Origin of the sequence: Halomonas sp. ND22Bw (assembly GCF_003011945.1) — a bacterium.
Lineage (GTDB): Bacteria > Pseudomonadota > Gammaproteobacteria > Pseudomonadales > Halomonadaceae > Halomonas > Halomonas halophila.
Genome location: NZ_PXWD01000001.1, coordinates 432385 through 457830 on the forward strand (window position 1 = coordinate 432385; position 25446 = coordinate 457830).

28 protein-coding genes are annotated in these 25446 nt (G+C 68.1%); 13 read left to right on the plus strand and 15 right to left on the minus strand.

Annotated elements, in window-relative coordinates; genetic code table 11:
• Positions 1 to 69: 69 nt before the first annotated feature.
• Positions 70 to 828, plus strand: a complete 759-nt coding sequence (locus CVH10_RS02065; protein WP_035598632.1) for a DeoR/GlpR family transcriptional regulator — start codon at positions 70 to 72, stop codon at positions 826 to 828.
• 153 nt (positions 829 to 981) lie between these two features.
• Positions 982 to 2520, plus strand: a complete 1539-nt coding sequence (glpD, locus tag CVH10_RS02070; RefSeq protein ID WP_106487682.1) for a glycerol-3-phosphate dehydrogenase — start codon at positions 982 to 984, stop codon at positions 2518 to 2520.
• A 36-nt stretch (positions 2521 to 2556) separates the two neighbouring features.
• Here the strand turns inward: glpD and CVH10_RS02075 are convergent, their stop codons facing one another.
• Positions 2557 to 3144 carry a histidine phosphatase family protein gene (locus tag CVH10_RS02075; RefSeq protein WP_106487683.1) on the minus strand — a complete coding sequence of 196 codons (588 nt, stop codon included), beginning with the start codon at positions 3142 to 3144 and terminating at the stop codon, positions 2557 to 2559.
• Between the two features lie 123 nt (positions 3145 to 3267).
• Here CVH10_RS02075 and phnD point away from each other — a divergent pair, with 123 nt between their 5' ends.
• From phnD to CVH10_RS02100, 5 genes are all read left to right on the plus strand, one after another.
• On the plus strand, positions 3268 to 4269 hold the full coding sequence (phnD, locus tag CVH10_RS02080; protein ID WP_106487684.1) for a phosphate/phosphite/phosphonate ABC transporter substrate-binding protein: 1002 nt from the start codon (positions 3268 to 3270) through the stop codon (positions 4267 to 4269).
• A 78-nt stretch (positions 4270 to 4347) separates the two neighbouring features.
• Positions 4348 to 5145 (plus strand): phosphonate ABC transporter ATP-binding protein, encoded by a 798-nt coding sequence (gene phnC / locus CVH10_RS02085; protein ID WP_035598623.1) that lies wholly within the window; start codon positions 4348 to 4350, stop codon positions 5143 to 5145.
• Positions 5132 to 5947, plus strand: a complete 816-nt coding sequence (phnE, locus tag CVH10_RS02090) for a phosphonate ABC transporter, permease protein PhnE (protein ID WP_046080273.1) — start codon at positions 5132 to 5134, stop codon at positions 5945 to 5947. Before phnC ends, phnE (CVH10_RS02090) begins: the two co-directional genes overlap by 14 nt.
• Positions 5941 to 6750, plus strand: coding sequence for a phosphonate ABC transporter, permease protein PhnE (phnE, locus tag CVH10_RS02095; RefSeq protein WP_035598616.1), 810 nt, complete (start codon positions 5941 to 5943; stop codon positions 6748 to 6750). The genes phnE (CVH10_RS02090) and phnE (CVH10_RS02095) overlap by 7 nt, the downstream gene beginning before the upstream one ends.
• Before the next feature lie 161 nt (positions 6751 to 6911).
• Entirely contained in the window at positions 6912 to 7976 is a 1065-nt protein-coding gene (locus CVH10_RS02100; RefSeq protein ID WP_106487685.1) for an endonuclease/exonuclease/phosphatase family protein, read from the plus strand.
• Positions 7977 to 8026: 50 nt separating this feature from the next.
• Here the strand turns inward: CVH10_RS02100 and CVH10_RS02105 are convergent, their stop codons facing one another.
• Positions 8027 to 9406 carry a lyase family protein gene (locus tag CVH10_RS02105; RefSeq protein WP_035598610.1) on the minus strand — a complete coding sequence of 460 codons (1380 nt, stop codon included), beginning with the start codon at positions 9404 to 9406 and terminating at the stop codon, positions 8027 to 8029.
• A 199-nt stretch (positions 9407 to 9605) separates the two neighbouring features.
• Between CVH10_RS02105 and CVH10_RS02110 the strand changes: the two genes are divergently transcribed.
• The 3 genes from CVH10_RS02110 to ehuB all read left to right on the plus strand — a co-directional run bounded on the left by CVH10_RS02110 (position 9606) and on the right by ehuB (position 11654).
• The gene (locus CVH10_RS02110; protein ID WP_035598607.1) at positions 9606 to 9974 is read left to right on the plus strand and encodes a phasin family protein; all 369 of its coding nucleotides are present in this window, start codon (positions 9606 to 9608) and stop codon (positions 9972 to 9974) included.
• Between the two features lie 111 nt (positions 9975 to 10085).
• A complete protein-coding gene (locus CVH10_RS02115; RefSeq protein ID WP_369335706.1) occupies positions 10086 to 10682 on the plus strand; it encodes a hypothetical protein in 597 nt (198 codons plus the stop codon).
• A 90-nt stretch (positions 10683 to 10772) separates the two neighbouring features.
• Complete coding sequence (gene ehuB / locus CVH10_RS02120; protein ID WP_035598604.1) at positions 10773 to 11654, plus strand: ectoine/hydroxyectoine ABC transporter substrate-binding protein EhuB; 882 nt, start codon at positions 10773 to 10775, stop codon at positions 11652 to 11654.
• Between the two features lie 14 nt (positions 11655 to 11668).
• Here ehuB and hda read toward each other — a convergent pair whose 3' ends face one another.
• Together hda and CVH10_RS02130 are read right to left on the minus strand one after the other, a co-directional pair.
• Complete coding sequence (gene hda, locus CVH10_RS02125) at positions 11669 to 12370, minus strand: DnaA regulatory inactivator Hda (protein ID WP_035598602.1); 702 nt, start codon at positions 12368 to 12370, stop codon at positions 11669 to 11671.
• Positions 12367 to 13443: an AI-2E family transporter gene (locus tag CVH10_RS02130; protein WP_035598601.1), complete on the minus strand. Its 1077-nt coding sequence runs from the start codon at positions 13441 to 13443 to the stop codon at positions 12367 to 12369. Before CVH10_RS02130 ends, hda begins: the two co-directional genes overlap by 4 nt.
• Positions 13444 to 13584: 141 nt before the next feature.
• On the opposite strand from CVH10_RS02130, the gene purM reads away from it, so the two are divergent.
• Positions 13585 to 14658 (plus strand): phosphoribosylformylglycinamidine cyclo-ligase, encoded by a 1074-nt coding sequence (gene purM, locus CVH10_RS02135; protein WP_046080265.1) that lies wholly within the window; start codon positions 13585 to 13587, stop codon positions 14656 to 14658.
• Positions 14655 to 15395 (plus strand): phosphoribosylglycinamide formyltransferase, encoded by a 741-nt coding sequence (purN, locus tag CVH10_RS02140; RefSeq protein WP_106487686.1) that lies wholly within the window; start codon positions 14655 to 14657, stop codon positions 15393 to 15395. The genes purM and purN overlap by 4 nt, the downstream gene beginning before the upstream one ends.
• A gap of 241 nt (positions 15396 to 15636) precedes the next feature.
• Here purN and dcd read toward each other — a convergent pair whose 3' ends face one another.
• Together dcd and apbC are read right to left on the minus strand one after the other, a co-directional pair.
• The gene (gene dcd, locus CVH10_RS02145) at positions 15637 to 16203 is read right to left on the minus strand and encodes a dCTP deaminase (RefSeq protein WP_016854669.1); all 567 of its coding nucleotides are present in this window, start codon (positions 16201 to 16203) and stop codon (positions 15637 to 15639) included.
• A 91-nt stretch (positions 16204 to 16294) separates the two neighbouring features.
• A complete protein-coding gene (gene apbC / locus CVH10_RS02150) occupies positions 16295 to 17188 on the minus strand; it encodes an iron-sulfur cluster carrier protein ApbC (RefSeq protein WP_268746153.1) in 894 nt (297 codons plus the stop codon).
• A 110-nt stretch (positions 17189 to 17298) separates the two neighbouring features.
• On the opposite strand from apbC, the gene CVH10_RS02155 reads away from it, so the two are divergent.
• Positions 17299 to 18231, plus strand: coding sequence for a YihY/virulence factor BrkB family protein (locus CVH10_RS02155; protein WP_052052464.1), 933 nt, complete (start codon positions 17299 to 17301; stop codon positions 18229 to 18231).
• A gap of 33 nt (positions 18232 to 18264) precedes the next feature.
• Here CVH10_RS02155 and CVH10_RS02160 read toward each other — a convergent pair whose 3' ends face one another.
• The 9 genes from CVH10_RS02160 to ureA form a co-directional block, all read right to left on the minus strand.
• Positions 18265 to 18492 (minus strand): lipopolysaccharide assembly protein LapA domain-containing protein, encoded by a 228-nt coding sequence (locus tag CVH10_RS02160; RefSeq protein WP_035595967.1) that lies wholly within the window; start codon positions 18490 to 18492, stop codon positions 18265 to 18267.
• Between the two features lie 101 nt (positions 18493 to 18593).
• A complete protein-coding gene (locus CVH10_RS02165) occupies positions 18594 to 20018 on the minus strand; it encodes a phospholipase D-like domain-containing protein (RefSeq protein ID WP_106487687.1) in 1425 nt (474 codons plus the stop codon).
• Positions 20019 to 20307: 289 nt separating this feature from the next.
• Entirely contained in the window at positions 20308 to 20901 is a 594-nt protein-coding gene (locus CVH10_RS02170) for a HupE/UreJ family protein (protein WP_035595972.1), read from the minus strand.
• Positions 20902 to 20933: 32 nt separating this feature from the next.
• Entirely contained in the window at positions 20934 to 21569 is a 636-nt protein-coding gene (ureG, locus tag CVH10_RS02175; protein WP_035595974.1) for an urease accessory protein UreG, read from the minus strand.
• A 93-nt stretch (positions 21570 to 21662) separates the two neighbouring features.
• Positions 21663 to 22346, minus strand: a complete 684-nt coding sequence (locus CVH10_RS02180; RefSeq protein ID WP_181244346.1) for an urease accessory protein UreF — start codon at positions 22344 to 22346, stop codon at positions 21663 to 21665.
• Positions 22336 to 22851 (minus strand): urease accessory protein UreE, encoded by a 516-nt coding sequence (gene ureE / locus CVH10_RS02185; RefSeq protein WP_106487688.1) that lies wholly within the window; start codon positions 22849 to 22851, stop codon positions 22336 to 22338. The genes CVH10_RS02180 and ureE overlap by 11 nt, the downstream gene beginning before the upstream one ends.
• A gap of 10 nt (positions 22852 to 22861) precedes the next feature.
• Complete coding sequence (gene ureC, locus CVH10_RS02190) at positions 22862 to 24601, minus strand: urease subunit alpha (protein ID WP_106487689.1); 1740 nt, start codon at positions 24599 to 24601, stop codon at positions 22862 to 22864.
• On the minus strand, positions 24598 to 24921 hold the full coding sequence (locus tag CVH10_RS02195) for an urease subunit beta (RefSeq protein ID WP_035595978.1): 324 nt from the start codon (positions 24919 to 24921) through the stop codon (positions 24598 to 24600). The genes ureC and CVH10_RS02195 overlap by 4 nt, the downstream gene beginning before the upstream one ends.
• Before the next feature lie 159 nt (positions 24922 to 25080).
• On the minus strand, positions 25081 to 25383 hold the full coding sequence (gene ureA, locus CVH10_RS02200; protein ID WP_035595980.1) for an urease subunit gamma: 303 nt from the start codon (positions 25381 to 25383) through the stop codon (positions 25081 to 25083).
• Positions 25384 to 25446 lie beyond the last annotated feature (63 nt).

Consider the following 25446-nt stretch of genomic DNA (forward strand, 5'->3'; position numbering starts at 1 on the left):
CCACGGGCCGAGCATCAGCCTGCAGCGGCGTCCGGGTTGGCGCAGATGGCCAACCATCAAGGAGTTAGCATGACCCCACAGCAGCGCCAGGACAGCATCGTCGAACTCGTTCGACGCCAGGGCTACGCCAGCATCGAGCAGCTCACCGAGCATTTCGCCGTCACCCCGCAGACGATCCGCCGCGATCTCAACCGACTGTCCGGGGAAGGCCAGCTCCGGCGTGTTCACGGCGGCGCCGGCCTCGAATCCAGCACGGTCAACACCGCCTATGCGATGCGCAAGAACCTGAACCTGGAAGCCAAGCAGCGCATCGCGCATCTGCTCGCCCAGCATATCCCCGATCACGCTTCGCTCTTCATCAACATCGGCACCAGCAACGAGGTCGTTGCCGAAGCCCTGCTCGATCACAGCGGCCTCGAGGTCATCACCAACAACCTCAACGTGGCCGCCATCCTCCAGCGCAAGGAAGATTTCAACGTCATCGTCGCCGGCGGCCAGGTCCGCTCGCGGGACGGCGGCATCATCGGCGAGGCGACCATCGACTTCATCCATCAGTTCAAGGTCGACTTCGGGATCATCGGCATCAGCGGCATCGACGAAGACGGCTCGCTGCTCGAGTTCGATTACCAGGAAGTCCGCGTGGCCCAGGCGATCATCCAGAACTCTCGTCAGGTCTTCCTGGCCGCCGACCATTCCAAGTTTCAGCGCAACCCCGTCGTGCGCCAGGGTAACCTCTCCCAGCTCGATGCGCTGTTCACCGACCGACCGCCTTCTGAGCGCATCCAGGAACTGCTTCGCCAGCACGACGTCGCCCTGCACCTCGCCTGAGCGCACCCTGCCCGCCCTCCGCCGCCACCAGCCCCCTCGTTCGGGGCAACGCGGTTCGCATGACGCCCGCTTGATGTTCGATTCCAAATACCCTATTTTCGATTTCCAACATCATCGAGATTTCACAAGGGCCTGCGCCCGACGGAGCATGATATGGCGACGTCTCCCGGCATTCTGGATCTGTTCGTGATCGGCGGCGGCATCAATGGCGCCGGCATCGCCGCCGATGCGGCCGGGCGCGACCTCTCGGTCGGCCTTTGCGAACAATCGGACCTGGCAAGTGCCACCTCGTCCGCCAGCAGCAAACTGATCCATGGCGGACTGCGCTACCTGGAACATCACGAATTCCGACTGGTGCGCGAGGCGCTGCGCGAACGTGAGGTACTGCTCGCCAAGGCGCCCCACATCATCTGGCCACTGCGCTTCATCCTGCCCCACCGCTCCCATCTGCGTCCGGCCTGGATGCTCCGTGCCGGCCTGTTCCTGTATGACCATCTCGGCAGGCGTGAACGCCTGCCGGCGTCACAGGGGCTCCGCCTGACGCCGGAACTGGGCCTGTCTGCCGATCTGTCCCGAGGATTCGAGTACTCCGACTGCTGGGTCGACGACGCTCGACTCGTGGTCCTCAACGCCATCCAGGCACGCGAACACGGGGCCGAGATCATGGTCGGCACTCGATGCGTCAACGTCCGGGAGGTCGATGGCCACTGGGAAATCGAACTGGAGCACGCGGACAGCGGCACGCGCTTCACGCGACACGCGCGCACGCTGATCAATGCGGCAGGCCCTTGGGTGGAAGGTGTCATTCGCGGCATGACTCCGCGCACGTCGCGTTACGGCGTACACATGATCCAGGGTAGCCACCTCATCGTCCCGCGGCGCAACCACGACGATCGCGCCTTCATTCTGCAGAACACCGACAAGCGCATCGTCTTCGTGCTGCCCTACGAGGAAGATTTCAGCCTGATCGGCACCACGGACCGGCGATACCAGGGCGACCCCGCCCGGGTCGAAGCCAGCGACGAGGAAGTCGACTATCTGCTCGATGTCGTCAACGACCACTTCGAGACTCCCCTGACCCGCCACGATGTCATCCGCACCTTCGCCGGCGTTCGCCCGCTCTGCGATGACGAGTCCGCCGACCCGTCGGCCATGACCCGGGACTACACCCTGGACCTCGACACCCAGGGCGCCCCGCTGCTGTCGGTCTTCGGTGGCAAGATCACCACCTACCGCAAGCTGGCCGAGGCGGCCCTCGAGATGCTTTCCCCCTTCCTGACCGGGATGCGCCCTCCCTGGACTGCCGCGGCACCGCTGCCAGGGGGCGAGATCGACGACCCAACGAGCTTCGAGGCTCGTCTGCTCGTCGACTATCCCTATCTGGAAGCCCACCAGGCGCGTCGCTTCGCCCGCACCTACGGCACCTTGTGCCGAGCCTTCCTCGACGGCCGCGACAGTCAGGCGGCCCTGGGTGAGGCCTTCGGGGCCGGCCTGACCGCCGCCGAGGTCGACTATCTGGTCGAGCAGGAGTGGGCACGCAGCGCCGAGGACATTCTCTGGCGACGCACCAAGCTGGCGCTTCGAGTCACCGACACCGAGCGACAGCGATTGAGCGACTACCTCGAGGCCGCACTACCGTCCGCCACGCTCGGCCCCGAGACATCGGATGCGGGCGCCCGACACCCCGCCTGAGCCCGGCCCAGGCGCGTCGTTGTGGCGACGGCGAACTTATAGAGACGTGATGCTGGCAGGCGCCAGGGGCTCCCGCTCCCGGTGCTGGCTCAGCGCGCGCCCCTCCAGGGCGGTCAGCAGGATCTGCAGCGGATCGCCGTGGCTGACCAGCAGGATCGTCTCGTCGCGGTGGCGCGCCTCCATCTCGTCGATCACGGCACGCATGCGCGCCGCCACCTCGGCCACGGCCTCGACGTCCCCCTGGCGAAGCGTCGGATCCTGGGCGTCGAGCGCCCAGACCTCGGCATAGCGCGCGTCGCTTTGCCCCTCGAGCTCACCGAAATGACGCTCCCGCAGGCGCGGCTCGGCGGTGAGCGCCAGGCCGAAATGCGTGGCGACGCGCTCGGCAGTCTCGGCGGTCCGCAGAAAGTCCGAGTGCAGGATGCGCCGGGGCCTGGCCCAGCGCCAGTCGACCAGCAGTTGGTCGAGCTGAGCATGCCCCTGGGACGAGAGCCCGAACCCCGTCAGGCCGAGCGCGGGCGAGCTGATGATCCGCCCCTCCTGGTTGGCCTGGCTGTGCCCGTGGCGCATCAGCAGGTAGCGGTTGCGCCAGGCGCCGTCGGCGCCGGGGAAAGTGTTTGACATGGTTTCGTAACAAACCCTAGATTGAAAGAGGTTATTCGGAATCAATCATCAGTGACTCGCTGATGTCGATATCCGAACATGCAACACACCACATGCCCTAAAACAATAATCGTGAGGCACGCCATGATCTACCCTTCCGCTCGCCCCGGAAACCGCTCGCTCGTCCCCATCGCCCTCTCCACGCTGCTGCCGCTGGCCATGCTGGCGAGCCAGGCCCAGGCGCAGGAGGAGTGCGAGCGCGGCGCACTGGCCAATATCTACTGCGACGAGAATGGCGACATGGTCGCCGACCGGCCGTCAGACGAATCCGAATGGGCCAATCCCGATACCCTGATCTTCGCCTACACCCCGGTCGAGGATCCGGCCATCTATTCCGACATCTGGCAGCCGTTCATCGAGCACCTCGAGGAGGTGACCGAACGCGACGTGCGCTTCTTCGCCGTGCAGTCCAACTCGGCCCAGGTCGAGGCCATGCGCAGCGGCCGCCTGCACATCGCCGGCTTCTCCACCGGCCCGACCCCCTTCGCCGTCAACCTGGCGGGCGCCGTGCCCTTCGCGCTGATGGGCTCTGACGACGGTCGCTTCGGCTACACCCTGCAGCTCTACACCCACGTCGATTCCGGCATCGACGAGATGGAGGACCTGAGGGGAAAGCGCGTCGCCCACACCTCGCCGACCTCCAACTCCGGCAACCAGGCGCCGCGGGCACTTTTCCCCGAAATGGGCATCGTGCCCGGCGAAGACTACGAGGTGGTGTACTCCGGCAGCCATGATCAATCCATGCTCGGGGTGGTGGCCCAGGACTACGACGCGGCTCCGGTGGCCTCGGAGGTGGTCGATCGCATGGCCGCCCGCGGCCTCTACGATCCGGAAGACGTCAAGATCATCTACGAGTCGGACAGCTTCCCGACCACTTCCTACAACTACGCCCACAACCTGCATCCCGACCTGGTCGAGAAGATCGAGGAGGCCTTCTTCAGCTTCGAGTTCACTGGCACCGAGCTTGGCGAGGAATTCGAGGGCGTCGAGAAGTTCGTCCCCATCAACTATCAGGACAACTGGAAGGTCATCCGCACGATCCAGAGTGCCAACGGCGTCGAGTACACCCCCGACAACCTCCAGTAACCTTCACGAGTCAGCGGCGCCGGCCTTCCCGCAGGGCCGGCGTCGACGTCTTGATGATCCTTTCTCGACGGACCCCTCATGCTAGAGATATCCAACCTGATCAAGCGTTACGGCCGTGACGAGCCGGTCCTCAAGGGACTCGACCTGACCGTGGAAGGCAACAGCGTCGTCTCCATCGTGGGAGCCTCCGGCGCCGGCAAGAGCACCATGCTGCGCTGTATCAACCGCCTGGTGGAGCCGACCTCGGGCTCGATCAAGCTCAACGGTACCGAGCTTGTCACGCTGCGCCACGGAGAACTGCGCCGCGCCCGACGCAAGATCGGCATGGTCTTCCAGGGCTTCAACCTGATCGACCGTCTCACCGTGATGGAGAACGTGCTGGCCGGTCGACTCGGCTACGTCAACCTCTTCCAGGCCATCACCCGGCGCTACCCGGAGGCCGACATCGAGCGCGCCTTCGTGCTGATGGAGCGCGTGGGTATCGCCCACTACGCCAACAAGCGTGCCGACGAGCTATCCGGCGGCGAGCGCCAGCGCGTCGGCGTGGTGCGGGCACTGATGCAGGAGCCCGAGGTGCTGCTCGCCGACGAGCCCACGGCCTCGCTCGACCCTCGCACTTCCGAGCAGATCATGGTGCTGCTGCAGAGCCTGGCGAGCGAGCTCGCGCTGCCGGTGCTGATCAACATTCACAACGTGGCGCAGGCGAGGACCTACACCGACCGTATCGTCGGGCTGCGCCACGGCACCATGATCTTCGACGGTGCTCCCGCGGACTTCGACAAGGCCGCCCTGGATGCCATCTACGGCGGTATCGAGGCGCCGGAAGACGAACTCGCCCCGCCCCCCGCGGAGGAGGTGCGCGATGGCCAGTCCTGACCGCGAGGCGCGCGCCACGCCGCGCACCTGGCGCAAGCCCCCCTTCATCGCCAACCCGCTGGTGCGCTACGGCCTGCTGGTGGTGCTGGCGGCCTACCTGGTGTGGGCCTTCGGCAGCCTGCCCTTCAACTGGGAGCGCATCAGCGAGGGGCTTCCCCGGGCGGCGCGCATCTTCGGCGGCGGCTTCCCGCCGAGCCTGTCGCGCTTCGACCTGCTGCTCACCGGCTTCACCGAGAGCCTGCAGATCGCCATCCTGGCGACGCTGCTCGGCGTGCTGCTGTCGGTGCCGTTCGCGGTGATGGCGGCTCGAAACGTCGCACCGCTGCCGATCTACCTGCTGGGGCGCGCGGTGATCATCGTCTCGCGCAGTTTCCACCCGGTGATCGTGGCCATCCTGTTCGTCGCGGCGGTGGGCTTCGGCCCGCTGGCGGGGATCTTGACGCTGACCCTCTACTCCATCGGCTTCGTCGGCAAGCTGCTCGCCGAGGAGATCGAGGAGATCGACTGGGGACAGGTGGAGGCGATGCGCTCCACCGGCGCCGGCTATCTGACGACGCTCTTCTACGCCGTCTTCCCGCAGATCCTTCCCCGCCAGGTAGGACTCTCCATGTATCAGCTCGACAGCAACCTTCGAGCCTCAGCGGTGGTCGGCATCGTCGGCGCCGGCGGCATCGGCAGCACCCTGATGAACGCCTTCGGGCGCTACGACTATGACTTCGCCTTCGCCATCCTGCTGGTGATCATCGCGGTGATCCTGGCCAGCGAAGGCGTCAGCGGCTGGGTAAGGAAGAAGATATGGTAGACGATACCGACCTCTTGGCCGATCGCATCTGGCGACGGCACAATCCCAAGCAGCGGCTGATCCGCTTCGGCGTGATGCTGCTGACCCTGATGGTGGTGGTCTGGGCCGTCAGCGACATCGATATCTTCTGGCCATGGGTATGGGACGCCCCCAACCAGATCTCGAGCTTGGGCGCGCGCATGTGGCCGCCGGATCCGACCCGGCTGGCCGAGATCGCGGATGCGATGATCGAGACGGTGCACATCGCCACCCTCGCGACCATGCTCACCATCTTCATCGCCCTGCCGGTCTCCTACATTGCTGCGCAGAACACCACGCCCAACCGCGCCTGCCTGTGGCTGGGGCGCTTCATCCTGGTCTCCAGCCGCTCGGTGAACACGATCATCTGGGCACTGCTGTTCGTGGCGATCTTCGGCCCTGGGGTGCTCGCGGGCATACTGGCCATCATGTTCCGTTCGGTAGGCTTCATCGGCAAACTGATGGGCGAGGCCATCGAGGAGATCGACCGCCGCCCCGTGGAGGCCATGGAGGCGACCGGCGCCTCCAAGGCCAAGGTGATCGCCTATGCGGTGGTGCCCCAGGTCATGCCGGCCTTCTTCGCCATCGTCATCCTGCGCTGGGATATCAACATCCGCGAATCCACAGTGCTGGGACTGGTGGGCGCCGGCGGCATCGGGGTCATCCTGCAGGGTTCCATCGACACCTTCGCCTGGCCTACCGTGGCGACGATCCTCATCGCCATCATCGCGCTGGTGCTGGTCGGGGAGGCGGTGACAGGCCTGCTGCGCCGCAAGGTTCTCTAGCGGCCGGCGCCATCCTGACGGCTGGAGCGGGCTTGGCCGAGGTCCTGCTTTCAGCCACCGCGATGGCTCGGCACCGATCAGCGGAGAGCGAGTTGCATCATGTTGAGGAGGGCGTGAGGTCACGCCCTTTCGAGGTGGACATGCCGGAGGGATGACGCGACATGCACGGATGGCTGCTCGGCGGAATCGCCGCCCTTCTGCTGCTGGCCAGCCTGATCGCCCGGGTGCCCGGGCACTGGTGGTGGCTGCGGATCTGTGAGTTCCCGCGCCTGCAGATCGGCCTCGCCGGTGCCGCCTGCGCGCTGGCCTCGCCGCTGGCCGATGCGGCCGTGACGCCCTGGATCGCCGCCGGCGGCCTCATCGTGTTCGCCATCCAGCTGCGCTACATCCTGCCCTGGACGCCGCTGTGGCCGGTGCAGGTGAAGCGCGCCCGGCACGACCGGCCGGACCGTTGCCTGACGCTGCTGGTCGCCAACGTACTGACCCCCAACCGCCAGAGCGAGACCCTGCTCGCGATCATCCGCAAGAAGGACCCCGACCTGATCCTGACGCTGGAGTCCGACGCCTGGTGGGGCGAGCGCCTCGACGAGGGACTCGGCGACGACTGGCCGCATGCGGTGCGCGTGCCGCTGGACAACCTCTACGGCATGCACCTGTATTCGCGCCGGCCGCTGGTCGACCCAAAGGTCAAGTGGCTGATCCAGGACGACATCCCGTCGATCCATTGCGGCATCGAGCTCGAGAGCGGCGAGCGGATCCGCTTCCACGCCCTGCACCCTCGCCCGCCGGCCCCCAACGAGAGCGAGGAATCGCTGTGGCGGGACGGCGAGCTGATGCTGGTGGCCAAGCACATTCATCAGGACCCGGTGCCCACCGTAGTCGCTGGCGATCTCAACGACGTGGCCTGGTCGCGCAGCACTCGGCTGTTCTGCCGGGTCAGCGGCATGCTCGATCCACGCCGCGGCCGCGGCATGTTCAGCACCTTTCATGCCCAGCATGCGCTGCTGCGATGGCCGCTGGATCACGTCTTCGCCAGCGAGCATTTCACCCTCCGGCGCATGCAGCGCCTGCCACGCTTCGGCTCGGACCACTTCCCGATCCTGACCACGCTCTGCTATCGCCCCTCCCGCGCCGACGAGCACGACAACCCGACGGCGACCAGGGAAGAGCATCGCGACGCGGTCGAGACCGTCGAGCAGGCCCGGGAGCGCGAGCAGGACGACTGACGCGCCCCGGGCCACCGTATCGCCGAGCGCAGTCACTTTTCAGACCATGCCTAGCCCGGGATGCCGCCATGGGTCAGCGCCGCCGGATCCAGCAGCCGCTCGAGCTCCTCGCGACCGAGGTCGGTCTCCTCGTCCGCCACGTCGATGATCGGCCGCCCCGCCTGATAGGCCTTCTTGGCGATGGCCGCCGCGGCGTCGTAGCCGATCACCGAGTTCAGCGCGGTCACCAGGATCGGATTGCGCGACAGCGGCTCGCTCAGGTGATCCTCGCGCACCCTGAAGGTAGCGATGGCGCGGTCGGCCAGCAGCCAGGCGGCGTTGCGCATCAGGGTGATCGAATCCAGCAGGTTGTAGGCCACCAGCGGCAGCATGACGTTGAGCTGGAAGTTGCCGCTCTGCCCCGCCACCGTCACCGCCGCGTCGTGACCGATCACCTGGGCGGCGGCCTGGGCGGCCGACTCGGGAATCACCGGATTGACCTTGCCCGGCATGATCGAGCTGCCCGGCTGCAGCGCCTCGAGCTCGATCTCGCCGAGCCCCGCCAGCGGCCCGGAGTTCATCCAGCGCAGGTCGTTGGCGATCTTCATGATCGTACAGGCCAGCGCCTTGAGCTGGCCGGAGAGCTCCACCGCCGCGTCCTGACTGCCGAGGCTGGCGAAGAAGCTGTCATTGGGCGCCAGCGACAGCCCGGTCTGCCGGCCGAGTTCGGCGGCCATGCGCCCGGCGAACTCGGGATGGGCGTTGATGCCGGTGCCCACCGCGGTGCCGCCCTGGGCCAGCCGGCACAGCCGCCCCATGGCATCGTCGAAGCGTTCGATGGCCTGGCCGACCTGGCTCGACCAGCCGCCGAGCTCCTGGCTCAGGCGCAGCGGCATGGCATCCATCAGGTGGGTACGGCCGGTCTTGACCACGCCGTCCAGCGCCTCGGCGCGCACGTCGATGGTGCCGCGCAGGTGCACCAGCGCCGGGCGCAGCTCGCAGGCCACGCCCAGCGCCGCCGAGAGATGCAGCGCGGTGGGCACGACGTCGTTGCTCGACTGGCCCATGTTGACGTGATCGTTGGGGCCCACGTCCAGGCCGTCGCGGCTGGCCAGATGGGCGATCACCTCGTTGACGTTCATGTTGCTGGAGGTGCCGGAGCCGGTCTGGAAGACGTCCACCGGGAACTGGTCGTCGTGGTCGCCGGCGATCACCGCCTCCGCGGCCGCCTCGATGGCCTCGGCCCGGGCCGCGTCCAGCAGCCCCAGGTCGCGATTGACCCGGGCCGCCGCCAGCTTGATGCGGGCGATGGCATGAATGAAGCCCGTCGGCATCGTCTGGCCGGAGACCGGGAAGTTGTTCACCGCCCGCTGGGTCTGGGCGCCATAAAGGGCATCGGCCGGGACCTCCAGCTCGCCCATGCTGTCGCGCTCGATGCGGTGCTCGCTCATGTTCGCCTCCTGGCTGATGGTCTCCTGTCACCATGGTGGCGCGCCCGCCGGCTTGCAAGACGCCGACACGACGAAAGGCCGAAACGGGGATGTTGCACTGCACAAAATGCGCTGCTATTGTGCATTGCAACAGAAGAGAGAAGGCGACGGCATCCCGCCCAGGCCTTCGCAACGTGCGCCATCACAGGAGGCGAAGACGATGCAAAACTTCGATACCAAGCAGTTCACCGAACAGTTCGAGTCCATGTTCTTCGGCCCGGCCCGTGCCTATGCCAGCCTGTCCGTGGATTTCGCCGAGAAGCTGACCAACGCCCAGCTCGAGGCCGGTCGCGCCTACAGCGAAACCGGCATGGCCCAGCTTCGCGCCCTGCTCGACGTCAAGGATGCCGAAGGCCTGCGCAGCTACATGGAAGGCCAGCAGAAGGTCGCCAAGGACCTCACCGAGCGCATGAAAGGCGACGCCGAGAAGGTCGTCTCCCTTCAGCAGGACTTCGTCCAGCAGAGCCAGAAGCTGACCGAAGAGAACGTCAAGCAGGCCACCGAGACCGCGACCAAGGCCGCCAAGTAAGCCCCAGGGTCAGACAGTCTCCCAGGGCCACCGCCATCGGCGGTGGCCCTTTCGTTGTGCATATGCGTTAAGCTCTCCCCCGCACAGGGCCAACCCTCAGGGGAGAGTGCGATGAAGAGTGCGATGACCAGTACGATGAACCGCGCAGCGACGCGCGCCATGCGACCTGCCTTCCTGCCCATCCTGATGGGCCTGATCCTCACCGGCTGCCAGATACTGCCGCCCGACGGCGCCACGCGGCGCGGCCCCGCCGAGGTGATCGACATCGGCGAGCGGGCCCCCGACACGGCACCGTCGCCGGAGGGCCGCGTGCCACGCCAGGTGGCCTTCCCCGCCGACGAGTACGCCGCCCTGGAGAAGACCGGCAGCGCCGCCCTCAGCGGCCGGCTGACCCTGGACACCGCCTCGGGCACCGTGGTCGGCCGCGGCGAGACGGTCTCGGTGGCGCCGATCACCACCTACTCCGCCGAGGCCGCCGAACAGGCCCTGGCCGGACGCGCGGTGGAGCCCGCCGACCCACGGGCCCGGGCCTACACCCACACCGCCCGCACCGACGGCGACGGCTACTTCATGCTGCGCGGCCTGCCGTCCGGCAGCTTCTATGTCTCCGGCAGCGTGGTCGACCCCACCAGCGGCAAGCGTCGGGTGATCGTCCATCAGGTGTCGCTCTCCGACGGCCAGCATCGCGAGGTGCGGCTCAATCGCTGACGCCTCCGATGGCACCCCTCCCGGCAGGCTTCTACCCTGAAGTCGAGGCCTGCGTCGACCTGCGTCGCCAGGTCGGACAGGAGACACGACATGAAACGGAGCATGTACGGCGCCGACTGGACCACGCTCGTCCGTTGGGCGGCACTGCCGCTGGCGATGACCGTCGCCATCCAGTCGTTCGCAGCCGACCTCGACACGCTTCAGGCACGCGGTGGCATCCGGATCGCGGTGGCCGACGAAGCGCCCTATGGCTACCTGGATGAGAACGGCGAGGCAAGAGGAGCAGGCCCCGACGTCGCCCGCCACGTGCTCGGTGAACTCGGCATCGACGACATCGCGTGGGAGGTGACCGCCTTCGGCGACCTGATACCCGGCCTCGAGGAGGGCCGCTTCGACATGGCGGCTGCCGAGATGGCGATTCGCCCCGAGCGCTGCCGGCGGGTGCTGTTCTCGGCCCCCAACACCTCCTACGGGGAAGGCCTGCTGGTGCGCGCCTCCAATCCGCTCGAGATCAACGGCTACCAGGACTTCGCCGAACGCGACGACATTCGCGTCGCGGTACTCGCCGGCGCGACCCAGGTCGACATCATGTCGGCGCTGGGCGTCCCGGATGACCGGGTGGTGAGCCTCGACGACAATGCGGCGGCCATCGACGCCCTGCTCGCCGACCGGGCCGACGCCTACGCCGGCACCGGCCTCACCGTGAGCCAACTGGACGCACAGCACCCCGGCGTCGAGATCGTGCAGGGCTTCGAGGATCCGAAGGTGAACGGGGAGATCGTGCGCAGCTGGGGCGCCTTCGCCTTCCCGAAGGACGCCACCACGCTACGCGACGCCTTCGACGAGGTGCTGCTCGACTATCGCAATACCCAGGCCTGGGAAGACACTCTGGAAGGCCATGGCTTCACCCAGGACGACGTCCTCAACGCCTTCCGCTTCGATACCGACTGGCTGTGTCGCCATCAGGGGTGAACGTCATCTCCCGGCTACCAGCCCAGCGCCTGCTTGACGAAGGGGATGGTCAGCTTGCGCTGGGCAGAAAGCGAGGCGCGATCGAGGGTTTCCAGGGCATCGAACAGCGCTTCCAGCCTGCGCGGCCCGCGATGGAGGATGTAGCGCGCCACCTCATCCGGCAGCTGCATGCCGCGCACCCGCGCCCGCAGCTGCAGGGCGGTCAGGCGGTCGTCGTCGCCCAGGCCCTGTACGTGGAAGGTCATGCCCCAGGTCAGCCGTGAGGCCAGGTCGGGCAGCTTGACCGCCAGTTGACGCGGTGGCGCCTCGGCGGCGATCACCAGCCGCTTGCCCGCGTCACGCAGGCGATTGAAGGCGTGGAACAGTGCCTCTTCCCAGCGCTTGCGCCCCACCACGCGCTCCAGATCATCGATGGCGACCAGATCGAGCCGTTCCACCTCCTCCAGCATCAGCGGCGGAAAATGGCCGAGCTCCTCCAGCGGCAGGTAAAGCGCGCGACGGTCGCGGTCCGAGGCGGCATGACAGGCGGCCTGCAGCAGGTGACTGCGACCCACGCCCTCGCCGCCCCACAGGTACAGGAAGGGCTCGCCGTCGTCGTCCAGCTGCCGCTTCAGGTGATCGACCAGGGTGGCACTGGGGCCGGGGTGGAAGTTGGCGAAGGTGGCGTCGTCACGCAGCCCCACGCCCAGCGGGAGCTGCGCGGGTGATCGACTCATGGTGACTCCTCGTCCTGGGGGCCGCGTCCCGCATCGTAAAGTGTGCTGTTTTTATAATGCTCGTGAAGATAACGCAACACCACCATCACCACGGCGGCCACCGGCAGCGCCAGCAGGATACCGGTGAAGCCGAACAGCTGGCCGCCGGCCAGCACGGCGAAGATCACCGCCACCGGGTGCAGGCCGATCTTGTCGCCCAGCAGCTTGGGCTGCAGCACCGTGCTCTCGACCAGCTGGCCGAAGCCGAAGACCCCGGCCACGGCGAGCAGCATCAGCCAGTCGCCGAACTGGAAGAAGGCCACCAGGCCGGCGACGCTGATGCCGACGATCACGCCCAGGTAGGGCACGATGCTGGCCAGTCCCGACAGCAGGCCGACCAGCAGGCCGAACTTGAGCCCCAGCAGGGTCAGGCCGACGGCGTAGATGACGCCCAGGCACAGCATCACGATCAGCTGGCCGCGCAGGAAGGCCGACAGCACCTCGTCGCACTCGCGGCCCAGGCGCGCCGCCGCCGGCTCCCACTGGCGCGGTAGCGAACCGCGCAGCTTGGCCACCAGCACGTCCCAGTCGAGCAGCAGGTAGAAGGTCACCACCGGGATCAGCGCCAGGTTGCCGATCCAGGCCGCCAGCGCCAGCCCCGACTTCGAGGCCTTGGCCAGCAGGGTCGCCGCCACGGTGCCGGTTTCGCGCCAGTTGTCGAGCAACGCCCGACGCAGCTGGTCGAAATCGGTGCCCAGGTCGATGCCCGTGAGTTCGCGGAACTCGGGCAGCACCGTGACCTGCACCCAGTCCAGGGCCGCCGGCAGCAGCTGGGCCAGCTGGCCGATCTGACGCCCCAGCAGCGGAATCACCAGCAGCAGCGTCAGCACGATGATCAGCGTCAGCAGCAGGAACACCAGCGACACCGCCAGTCGCCGCGACAGCCCCCTCTCTTCCAGCCGGTCGGCCAGCGGGTCGCCGAGATAGGCCAGCACCATGCTGACGAAGAACGGCATCAGCACCGGCTCGATGCTGATGAAGAACCACAGTCCCAGCGCCGCCGTGACGGCCAGGACCCACCCCTGTCTGCGCATCTCGCTCTCCCTGTGTGATGCCTGGCACGGCGGTGCGAGCCGTGCGTCGTGATGCTACAATTCACGCCCCATCTTGCCCAGCCCGGCGGCGCCGCCAGCGTCGCGGGCCTCATTGACCGCAATGTTCATACAGGACAGGCCATGACCGATTCCACCAACCGCCCGAGCGGCGCCTCCCTCAGCTACAAGGACGCCGGCGTCGACATCGATGCCGGCAATGCGCTGGTCGACCGCATCAAGGGCGTCGCCAAGCGTACCAGCCGTCCCGAGGTGATGGGCGGCCTGGGCGGCTTCGGCGCCCTGTGCCAACTGCCCAGCGGCTATCGCGAGCCGGTACTGGTCACCGGCACCGATGGCGTGGGCACCAAGCTGCGCCTGGCCATGGACCTGGGTCGACACGACAGCATCGGCATCGACCTGGTGGCGATGTGCGTCAACGACCTGGTGGTGGCCGGCGCCGAGCCGCTGATGTTTCTCGACTACTATGCCACGGGCAAGCTCGATGTGGACATCGCCGCCGACGTGGTGACCGGCATCGGCACCGGCTGCGAGCAGGCCGGCTGCGCCCTGGTGGGCGGCGAGACCGCCGAGATGCCCGGCATGTACGAGGGCAACGACTACGACCTGGCCGGCTTCTGCGTCGGCGTGGTGGAGAAGGACGAGATCCTCGACGGCAGTCAGGTCGCCGAGGGCGACGTGCTGCTGGGCATGGCCTCCTCCGGCCCCCACTCCAACGGCTACTCGCTGATCCGCAAGATCCTCGAGGTCTCCGGGGCCTCCCTGGACACCGCCATCGACGGCAAGCCCTTGGGCGAGGCGCTGCTCGCGCCGACGCGCATCTACGTCAAGCCGCTGCTGTCGCTGATCAAGGAAACCGACGTGCCGGTGCACGCGCTGTCGCACATCACCGGCGGCGGCCTGACCGAGAACCTGCCGCGGGTGCTGCCCGAGGGCGCCGCCGCCCGCGTCGACGTGGCCAGCTGGGAGCGCCCGGCGGTGTTCGACTGGCTGCAGCAGCAGGGCAACGTCGAGGAGAACGAGATGTACCGCGTGCTCAACTGCGGCATCGGCATGGTCATCGCGGTGCCGGCCGACAAGGCCGACCAGGCCCGCGCCCACCTGCAGGGCCTCGGTGAAACGGTCTACCGCATCGGCGAGATCGTCGCCCGCGGAGACGACGAGGAGGTCGTCCAGCTGGAGAACCTGAAGGGATGAGCGAGAGCGACTACAGCAGCGACACCCTGCAGGACTTCACCCCCGAGCCCGCCGAGGCGCGTCGGGTGGTGGTGCTGATCTCCGGCAACGGCAGCAACCTCCAGGCGCTGATCGACGAGCAGGTCCACGACCGCCTGGGCGGCGAGATCGTCGCGGTGATCTCCAACCAGGCCGACGCCCACGGCCTGCAGCGCGCCCGCGAGGCCGGCATCGACGCCGTCGCCCTGCCCCATCGCGAGTACGATAGCCGCGAGGCCTACGACGGCGCCCTGATCAAGGTCATCGAGCGTCACGAGCCCGACCTGGTGGTGCTGGCCGGCTTCATGCGCATCCTGACGCCGCGCTTCGTGCAGCGTTTCCTGGGCCGGCTGATCAACATCCATCCGTCCCTGCTGCCGGCCTACCAGGGCCTGCACACCCATGCCCGGGCGCTGGCCGACGGCGTCGCCGAGCACGGCTGCAGCGTGCACTACGTCACCGAGGAGCTCGACGGCGGCCCGGTGCTGCTCCAGGCGGCGGTCGAGGTGGCCGACGGCGAGACCGAAGAAAGCCTCAAGGACAAGGTCCACGCCCGCGAACACCTGATCTACCCGATCGCCGTCAAGTGGTGCCTGGAGGGTCGCCTGCAGTTCGGCGACGGCGGCGCCCGCTTCGACGGCATGCCGCTGCCGGAACAGGGCCTGCGCATGTCCCACGCCGACGCAGCCGAGGAGCTGGACGAGGATATCGAGGAGTAAGCTGCAAGCTGCCAGTCGATAGCCTGGAAGCACCGAGAGCAAAAGAAGACCCCGAAGGCTGAACCTTCGGGGTCTTCTGTTTTCGAGGTGCCCAGACTCAAGAAAGCCGGCGATTTGCGCAGCGAGCGATGGCAGGCTGGGCGCCGCCGGAGCGCAGGACCCGGAGTGTAGCCTGCTACATGAGGATTCCGAGCACCGCCGGCGGCCAGGATGGCAAGCGCAGCCGCAAATCGACGCTTTCTCAGGTCCGCGGCAGGGTCACACCTCGCTGCCCCATATACTTGCCGCCGCGGTCCTTGTAGGAGGTCGCGCAGACCTCATCGGACTCGAGGAACAGCATCTGCGCCACGCCCTCGTTGGCGTAGATCTTGGCCGGCAGGTTGGTGGTGTTGGAGAACTCCAGGGTCACGTGCCCTTCCCACTCCGGCTCCAGCGGCGTGACGTTGACGATGATGCCGCAGCGGGCATAGGTCGACTTGCCGAGGCAGATGGTCAGCACGCTGCGCGGAATGCGGAAGTACTCCACGGTGCGCGCCAGGGCGAAGGAGTTGGGCGGAATCACGCAGACATCGCCCTTGACGTCGACGAAGCTGTTGTCGTCGAAGCCCTTGGGGTCCACCACCGCCGAGTGGATGTTGGTGAACACCTTGAACTCGTCGGCGCAGCGCACGTCGTAGCCGTAGCTGGACGTCCCGTAGGAGATCACCCGCCGGTCGTTCACATAGCGCACCTGGTCGGCCTCGAAAGGCTCGATCATGCCTTCCCGCTCGGCCATGCGGCGGATCCAGTGGTCGGATTTGATGCTCATGGGTCGTCCTGCTGGGTGGAATCGAAACGAATAGGGGCCGCCATGATAGCGGCCCCGGGGGCGGGCGTCACGGTTCTCGCCGCCGGCGTCTTCAGTCGCTGAACGAGATCGCCGGCCCCGCGTCGGGGGAGGCGCCCTCGAGCTGCTCGGCCACCTGACGGGCCATGGCGCGGAAGCTGGCGGTGATCTCGCCGTCCGGCTCGGCGACCACGGTGGGCGCACCGCCGTCGGCCTGCTCGCGGATCGACAGCGTCAGCGGCAGCTGACCCAGCACGCGGGTGTCGTATTCCCCGGCGATGCGCTCGCCGCCGCCCTCGCCGAAGATCGGCTCGCTGTGGCCGCAGTTCGAGCAGACGTGCAGGCTCATGTTCTCCACCACGCCGAACACCGGCACGTTGACCTTGCGGAACATCTCGATGCCCTTGCGCGCGTCCAGCAGCGCGATGTCCTGGGGCGTGGTGACGATCACCGCGCCGTCCACCGGCACCTTCTGGGCCAGCGTCAGCTGGATGTCGCCGGTGCCCGGCGGCATGTCGACGAACAGCACGTCCAGGTCGTCCCACACGGTCTGGGTCAGCAGCTGCTGGAAGGCGCCGGCGACCATCGGGCCGCGCCAGACGGTGGGCTCGCGGGTATCGATCAGGAACGCCATGGACATCACCTGCAGGCCGTGGGCCCGCATCGGCTTCATGGTCTTCTCGCCCGCCGCTTCGGGGCGTGCGCCCTCGGCCACGCCGAGCATCTTGGCCTGGCTGGGGCCATGGATATCGGCGTCCAGAACGCCCACGCGATAGCCCTCGGCGGCCATGGCCAGCGCCAGGTTGGCGGTGACGGTGGACTTGCCCACGCCCCCCTTGCCGGACGCCACGGCGACGATGTGCTTGACCCCTTCGATCACGACTTGCTCCTTACCTCGGTTGGGATGGCCGCCCGGGCGGCTCAGGCCGTCAGTATACCCGCCGTCCCGGCGGCCGGTGAATGCCATCCCGCTGTCCGGATACGACAGACAGGATCAGCCGCCGGCCGCGGCGGGATTGACGCCAACGCCGTCGAGCGGCCTATCATGCCGACAGACTTCCTCGACCCGGCCCCGCCATGACACCGCCTCCCGCCAGCGCCACCTCGTCGTCTCGCCATTTTCGCCACACCCGGCGGGTACTGAGCTTCGTCTGGCGCGTGCTCGGCGCCTTCCTGCGCAATCGCGGCATCCTGCTGGCCGGCGGCGTGGGCTACAACATCCTGCTGTCGGTGGTGCCGCTGTTCGCGGTGATGGTGGTCCTGCTCGCGCGGGTGGTCGACGAACAGCAGCTGCTGACGCTGCTGGCCATCCAGGCGCGTCACCTGACGCCCGCCCACGCCGAGGTGCTGCTCGACGCCGTGCGCTCGCTGCTCGACTCGCGCGAGGCGATCGGCGTGCTGGGCCTGCCGGTGCTGCTGGTGTTCAGCTCCTTCGCCTTTCGCATGCTGGAGGACGCCCTGGCGATCATCTTCCACGCCCCGGACGCCCACGTCGGGCGCTCGGCCTGGGTCTCGGTGCTGATGCCCTACGCCTTCATGGTGGTGCTGGGCGCGGGACTGATGGGGCTGACGCTGCTGGTCAGCCTGGCGGATGCGGTCAATACGCTGTGGATGGCGCTGCTGGGCAGGGAGCTGCCCCTGGCGGGGCTCTCGAGCACGGCGCTGAACCTGACCAGCTTCGCCGGCGTGTTCCTGCTGTTCAGCGCCATCTACAAGGTGATGCCGGTGGTCAAGGTGGCCCTCAGGCGCGCCCTGGTGGGCGGCTTCGTCGCCGCCCTGCTGTGGGAGGGCGCTCGCCTGCTGCTGGTCTATTACTTCGCCCATCTGTCTTTCGTCAACGCCGTCTACGGCTCGCTGGCGACGCTGATCGTGGTGCTGCTGACCCTGGAAGTGGGCGCCATCATCCTGCTGCTCGGCGCCCAGGTGATCGCCGAGCTTGAGCGTAACGCCCGACTGGGCCTGCCGTGGCATCTGGATTCACGGCATCAGGCGGTCACCCACGTCGAGTAGTGGATGACCGCCCGAACCTCCGGCAACTGAGTCTCAGTGGTGCTTGGCGTGCCCCTGCTGGCCGCGCAGCCGTCGCACCAGCCCCATCAGGCTGCGGCCGCTGACCATGCCCAGCAGGTAGAGGGCCGCGATCAGAAGCGCCAGCGGCATCGAAAAGCTCCAGGTCAGCAGGTGCACCTGCACCAGATTGAGATTCTGCACGATCAATACCACCACCAGCGCCAACAGCACCAGTTTCACCCCCAGCCAGAACCGATCCATAGCAACACTCCCTTGAGATGTCGGATTGCCTTGAAGCCTCCTGAAGGCTGGTCGGCCCCGACCCGGCTGTCAAAGGCGAATCGCCAACGCTTGGGCCTGGCCTAGAAGCTCGATAGCCCCGAGGCCTCCATCAGCCGATATCGCCAGTAACCCACCGGCCCGGCGGCATCCGTCTCATCGTAGGGTCGGCTGGTGGTGCGCTCCGGCGTGGAGTGCCAGCGGCGGGCGAAGAAGGCCGCCGCGTCGGCCAGCGCCGGCAGGCTCGGCGGGCCCAGCAGCCGCACGCTGGTCTCCAGGTTCAGGTCGTCGAGGTTGCGACGGGTGAAGTTGGCCGAGCCCAGGATCAGCTCGACCTCGCCACCGTCGGCGGTCCGGCGCATCAGCAGCTTGGTGTGGCACTGCTCGCCGCGAGTCACGCACCAGCGCACCGGAATGCCGGCCGCCGCCAGCTCGTCGGCCACCGGCCGATTGGGAATGCCGCCCTTGTCGAGGCCGAAGGCCTCGCGATTGGGATCGAGCAGCACCCGCACCTCGGCGCCGCGCCGACGCGCCGCGATCAGTGACTCGATCAGCTCGCGATGGGCCAGATAGAACACCGCCACGTCGAGGCGGTCGCCCTCCCCGGCCCGCTCCACGGCGGTGACCAGCGCATCGCGGATCGCACCCTCGGTCAGCAGCTGCAGGCGAGCGCCGGGCAGGTCATCCTCGTCGGGCGGCGGCGCAGGGCCGGGCACGCTGACGCCGGACCAGCCCGCCACCGTCCGCTCCGAGGCCAGCAGATCGAGGGCCGCCGCGCCCTCGACGCGCAGCGCCACGTTGCCGTGCAGGCTGCTGGCATCGTGGGGGTTGGCCGAGGTCACGAGCCCCGCCCAGCCGTCGCCCCGGTCCACCACCAGCGTCTTGCGATGGTTGGCCTTGACGTTGGCCAGCGCCAGATAGCTGCGCAGGGTGACGTCTCCCGGCCCCAGGGCATTGGGCAGCCAGCCGGCGGACGCCTGATTGCCCAGCCAGCGTGGCCCCAGCTGCCACAGCCCCGACCACAGCGGGTTGGAGGCCCGCAGCCGTTGCAGCTCGGTGATCACCACCTCCACCCCGGCGTCGCGCAGGCGCTCGAGGTGGTCGAGCTCGAGCCCGCCGTAGAGGGTGTTCAGGGGGTCAGTGATCAGGATGGCGCGCAGCTCGGGATGGCGGCGCCGCTGGCGGACCAGCGCCTCGGTGAGCTCCGCGGACAGCGGGCGGAAATCGACGCCGTCGGCCGCTCCGGCGAAGTCGTTGAACAGGAACATGTCGACCACCACCAGGCGCCGCGCCTGGCCGATCATGGCCAGCGCCTCGTCGAAGATCGCCTGGCGACGATGGCGCTCGCCCGCGGCGTCGTACCAGGTCTCGTCGGTCAGCAGTCGCGGCGCTTCGGCCACGCGCAGCGGATGAGCCTGGCCGACGCCCTCCGGCAGCGGCTTGTAGCGCTGCCAGACGCCCATGGCCAGCCACGCCAGCAGCAGCACCCCGAGCCACCACGGCCACATCCGTCGTCTCCTCGTCCCGCTTCTCATGTCGCGCCTCCCTGGCGGCCACCGAGGGCATCATCGCCCTCGCTCATCGCCGCCAGCATAGCGCGGGCCCGGCCTCGACGCAGCGCGCCCCTCACCACAGCGCGCCGATCCCCGCGCCCTTGGTACAGCCCCTGACTACAGCCCCCTGACTACAGCGCGCCCCTTGGTACAGCCCCCTGACTACAGCGCGCCCCTGGCACAGCCGCCCAAACGCAACGCGCCCGGCACGAGGCCGGGCGCGCAGACTTGCTGCATCGGGCGATCAGCCGATGGCGAACAGCGCGCCCATGGCGGCGATGGCCGCGCCCAGGCCGCGCAGCACCCGCTGCTCGCGGGTCATCAGCCAGCCGGCGACGCGGCGACCGGCAACGGTCAGGGCCAGGGTCGCCAGGCTGAAGCCGGCCAGGTACAGCAGGGTGCTGGCACCGTGCGGCATCTCGGCAGCGTGGGCATGGCCGTGGAAGACCATGAAGGCGACCACGGCAACGCTGCCCAGCGCCGCGGGCACACGGGCCAGGGCCGCGACCAGCACGCCGGCCAGCAGCACGCTCATAGCAATGCCGAACTCCACGCCCGGCAGCGCCACGCCGGCCCAGGCCAGGCCGGCGCCGAGCAGCATGCCGCCCACCGCCAGCAGCGGCACGACGCGGCCCATCGCGGCCGACTGACGCATGCTGAACAGGCCGACGGCCAGCATCGCCAGCAGGTGATCGAGGCCGAACAGCGGGTGGCTCAGGCCCGCCGCGAAGCCGCCGCCGGCGACCTCGTGGCCGGGATGGGCCCAGGCGCTGCCGGCCACCAGCACCAGGGATGCGGCGCCCAGGGCACGCGAGCGAACGAGGGATGAGAGGTTCATGGCGTTCTCCTTGCCGTGGTGAGTAGAGGGATTCAGTCGGCGTCGGCGTGCTGGGGCCGGCGCTCCGGCAGCATGCCGCGGTCGAGGATGAAGGCGATGATCTCCTCGAGCCCCACCCCGTCGTGCAGGTTGGTGAACACGAAGGGCCGCTCGCCGCGCATCATCTTCGAATCGCGCTCCATCACCGCGAGCGAGGCGTGGACCTGCTCGGCGATGTCGATCTTGTTGATGATCAAGAGATCCGACTTGGTGATGCCCGGACCGCCCTTGCGCGGGATCTTGTCGCCGGCGGAGACGTCGATCACGTAGAGCGTCAGATCCGAGAGCTCGGGGCTGAAGGTCGCCGACAGGTTGTCGCCGCCGGATTCGACCAGCACCAGCTCGAGCCTGGGGTGGCGTGCCTGGAGGTCGTCGATGGCGGCGAGGTTCATCGAGGCGTCCTCGCGGATGGCGGTGTGCGGGCAGCCGCCGGTCTCGACGCCGAGGATGCGATCCGCCGGAAGCGCCTCGTGGCGGGTCAGGAAGTCGGCGTCCTCGCGGGTGTAGATATCGTTGGTGACCACGGCGATATCGTAGTGATCACGCAGGGCCCGGCACAGCTGCTTGAGCAGCGCCGTCTTGCCGGAGCCCACCGGGCCACCGACGCCGATACGCAGGCAATGGGTCATGTTGTCTCTCCTTTACTTTCCTGAACCTTCTGTGTTCCTGAAGCGGTCCCGGTGCTGGCGACGCGCTGGCTTCACCACACCAGCGGTCGCCTTCTAGCTTCGAAACAGGCGCGAGTACTGGGTCTCGTGCTGGGCGCTGGCCAGCGCCAGGCCGGGCAGCATCGGGCCGAGTTCATCGTCGTCGCGTTCGAGGGCCGCGTCCGTCGCCGCCACCAGCGACGGGCGCAGGCGCTCGATCAGCCGCTGGGCGGCGGTGTGGCCGAGCGGCAGCGCCTTGCAGGCCACGGCGAGCTGGTTCTCGAGCCAGGCCCAGGCGAAGCCGAGCAGCGCCTGGCGCGGCGTCACGCCCCGGGCCAGCGCCAGCCAGGCGAAGACGCCGACATAGCCCATGCCGGTGAGGCGCGACGGCTGGGGTGGTGTCAGCTCGAGGCTCGTGAGCAGCCGCGTCAGGGCGCTGCCGAGACGCGCTTCCTCGGCGGCGAGCTCGGCGGTCTCGCGGGTGGCGGCGAGCCAGCCGTTCCAGTGCTCGAGCGCCTCGACGTCGTCCTCGGCCCAGGCCACCATGAAGCGCGCCAGGACCGGCAGCTCGCAGCGTGCCAGGCCGTCGTCGAGCACGCCTTCCAGCCACTCGCCGAGGTCGTCCTCGCCGCGCACCCAGTCGAGCTCGAAGGCGCTTTCCAGACCCTGGGACCAGGCGAAGGCGCCGATCGGCAACGCCGGGCTGACCAGCTGCATCAGCCCCAGCAGCGCCAGATCGTCGCTCGACTCAGTGGGCATGGTCATGACCGTGATGGTGGCCGTGATGATGGTGATGGCCGCCCTCCCCGGCGCGGGCATAGGCGCCTGGCTCGGGATCGAAGGGCGCATCGTGGTGCTCGAGCCGCGCGCCCAGGCGCTCGGCCAGCTCCTCCAGCACGTGATCCGGCGGGAAGCGCACCCAGCCCAGACCAGTAGCCCCCGCATCGGCATCGGCGCCGATGGCGAGCTGCACGTGGCGGTTACCCAGGTGATAGCTCAACCGCGCCAGCGGCAGGCCCGCCTCGAGGCGCGCGGTAACCACCGGTTCCACGGCGGCCTGGACGCGGATCGTCTGGCCGTCTTCGCCGGTCAGGCCGTCGCCGTGGCGCAGCACCGGCCCGCGGTCGAGGAAGATCCCGACCTCGCGTCCGCCGTCGGAACTGGCCTTGAAGCGCCCGCGAGTGCGGGTCGCGTAGTCGAGGGTCAGGGTATCGACGGCGGCGCTCGCCTCGATCGGCCCCAGGCGTTCGGTCAATGTCAGCATCGTCACTTCCTTAGAACAGGTGATAGCGCTGGGCGAGGGGCAGTTCGGCCAGCGGCTCGCAGGTCAGGAGCTCGCCGTCGCAGCGCACCTCGTAGGTCTGCGGGTCGACGCTGAGCTCCGGGCAGGCATCGTTGAGCTTCATGTCGCCCTTGCGCACCTCGCGCACGTTACGGCAGGCCATCAGCTCGCTGTCGAGCCCCAGCCGCTCCTTGATCCCCGCCTCCAGCGCCGCCTGGCTGACGAAGGTCACCCGGGTGGCGCTGGCGGCGCGGCCGAAGGCGCCGAACATCGGCCGGTAATGCACCGGCTGCGGCGTCGGAATCGAAGCGTTGGGATCGCCCATCGGCGCGGCGGCGATCATGCCGCCCTTGAGGATCAGCGCCGGCTTGACGCCGAAGAAGGCCGGGTCCCACAGCACCAGGTCGGCCAGCTTGCCGACCTCCACCGAGCCCACCTCGTGGCCGATGCCGTGGGTGATGGCCGGGTTGATGGTGGTCTTGGCGATATAGCGCTTGGCGCGGAAGTTGTCGGCGCCGAGCGCCTCGTCCTCGGGCAGCAGGCCGCGCTGGATCTTCATCTTGTGGGCGGTCTGCCAGGTGCGGCAGATCACCTCGCCGACCCGCCCCATGGCCTGGGAGTCCGAAGCGATCATCGAGATCACCCCCAGGTCGTGGAGGATGTCCTCGGCGGCGATGGTCTCGCGGCGAATGCGCGAGTCGGCGAAGGCCACGTCCTCGGGGATGTTCGGGTCGAGGTGGTGGCACACCATCAGCATGTCGAGATGCTCGTCGATGGTGTTAACGGTATAAGGCCGGGTCGGGTTGGTCGACGACGGCAGCACGTAGGGCTTGGCGCAGGCGGTCAGGATGTCCGGCGCGTGGCCGCCGCCGGCGCCCTCGGTGTGATAGGTGTGGATGGCGCGTTCCTTGAACGCCCCCAGGGTGTCCTCGACGAAGCCCGACTCGTTGAGGGTGTCGGTATGGATGGCGATCTGCACGTCGTAGCGCTCGGCCACCGACAGGCAGGTGTCGATCGAGGCCGGCGTGGTGCCCCAGTCCTCGTGCAGCTTGAGGCCCATGGCACCGGCCTCGAGCTGGGCCTCCAGCGCCTCGGGCAGGCTGGCGTTGCCCTTGCCGAGCAGGCCGATGTTCATCGGCAGGGTATCGATCGCCTGCAGCATCTTGCCCAGGTGCCAGGCGCCGGGGGTGCAGGTGGTGGCGTTCGAGCCGGTGGCGGGGCCGGTGCCGCCGCCGAGCATGGTGGTCACGCCGCTGGCCAGCGCCTCCTCCACCTGCTGCGGGCAGATGAAGTGGATGTGGGCGTCGATGCTGCCGGCGGTGAGGATCTTGCCCTCGCCCGCGATCACCTCGGTGCCGGGGCCGACGACGATCTCCACGTCGGGCTGGGTGTCCGGGTTGCCGGCCTTGCCGATGGCCGAGATGCGCCCGCCCTGGAGGCCCACGTCGGCCTTGACGATGCCCCACCAGTCGAGGATCAGGGCGTTGGTGATCACGGTATCCATGACCGCGTCGTCGACGCGCTGGCTCTGGCCCATGCCGTCGCGGATGACCTTGCCGCCGCCGAACTTCACCTCGTCACCGTAATGGGTCGCGTCGCGCTCGACCTCGATCCACAGCTCGGTGTCGCCCAGGCGCACGCGGTCGCCCAACGTGGGGCCGTACATGTCCGCATAGGCCTGGCGACTGATCTTGCTGGGGGTGGTGTTGGGCGCGTCCTTGGATGCACTCATGAAGTTTCTCCCTGATCGAGGCTGCCCATGACGTCGCCACGGAAGCCGTAGATGCGCCGATGGCCGACGAACGGGATCAGCGTCACCTCGCGGGACTGGCCGGGCTCGAAGCGGATCGCCGTGCCCGCGGCCACGTCGAGGCGCCGGCCGCGCGCCAGGTCCCGATCGAAGACCAGCGCCGGGTTGGCCTCGGCGAAGTGATAGTGGGAACCGATCTGCACCGGGCGGTCGCCGGTATTGGCCACCTCGAGGGTGATCCGTTCACGCCCCTCACAGAGTGCGATCTCGCCGTCCTGAAGCCGATATTCACCGGGAATCATCGATGCTCCCTCTTCGTTATTGGCGGTTATCCCATTGACGAAAAACTGAGCGAACGACGATCAGGCAAGGCGGCGAGCGGCGAAAAAGCGGAGTTTACTTTAGTAAATGAGCATTTTTCGTCGCGAAGCCAACACGGCCTGATCGAGTGCAGCCAGTTTTTAGACGATGGGGTGATGGATGGTGACCAGCTTGGTCCCGTCGGGGAACGTCGCCTCCACCTGCACCTCGTCGACCATCTCGGCCACGCCCTCCATGACGTCGTCGCGACCGAGGATCTCGCGGCCCGCGCCCATCAGCTCGGCGACGCTCTTGCCGTCGCGGGCGCCTTCCATGATCTCGCAGCTGATCAGCGCCACGGCCTCCGGATAGTTCAGCTTCAGGCCGCGGTCGCGGCGCCGCTCGGCCAGCAGGCCGGCGGTGAACAGCAGCAGCTTGTCCTTGTCTCTCGGGGTCAGTTCCATCGCGGTCACTCCCTCGCCAAATCGTGAGCGTTCGGTGCCGGGGCGTGGCGGGCCAGGACCCGG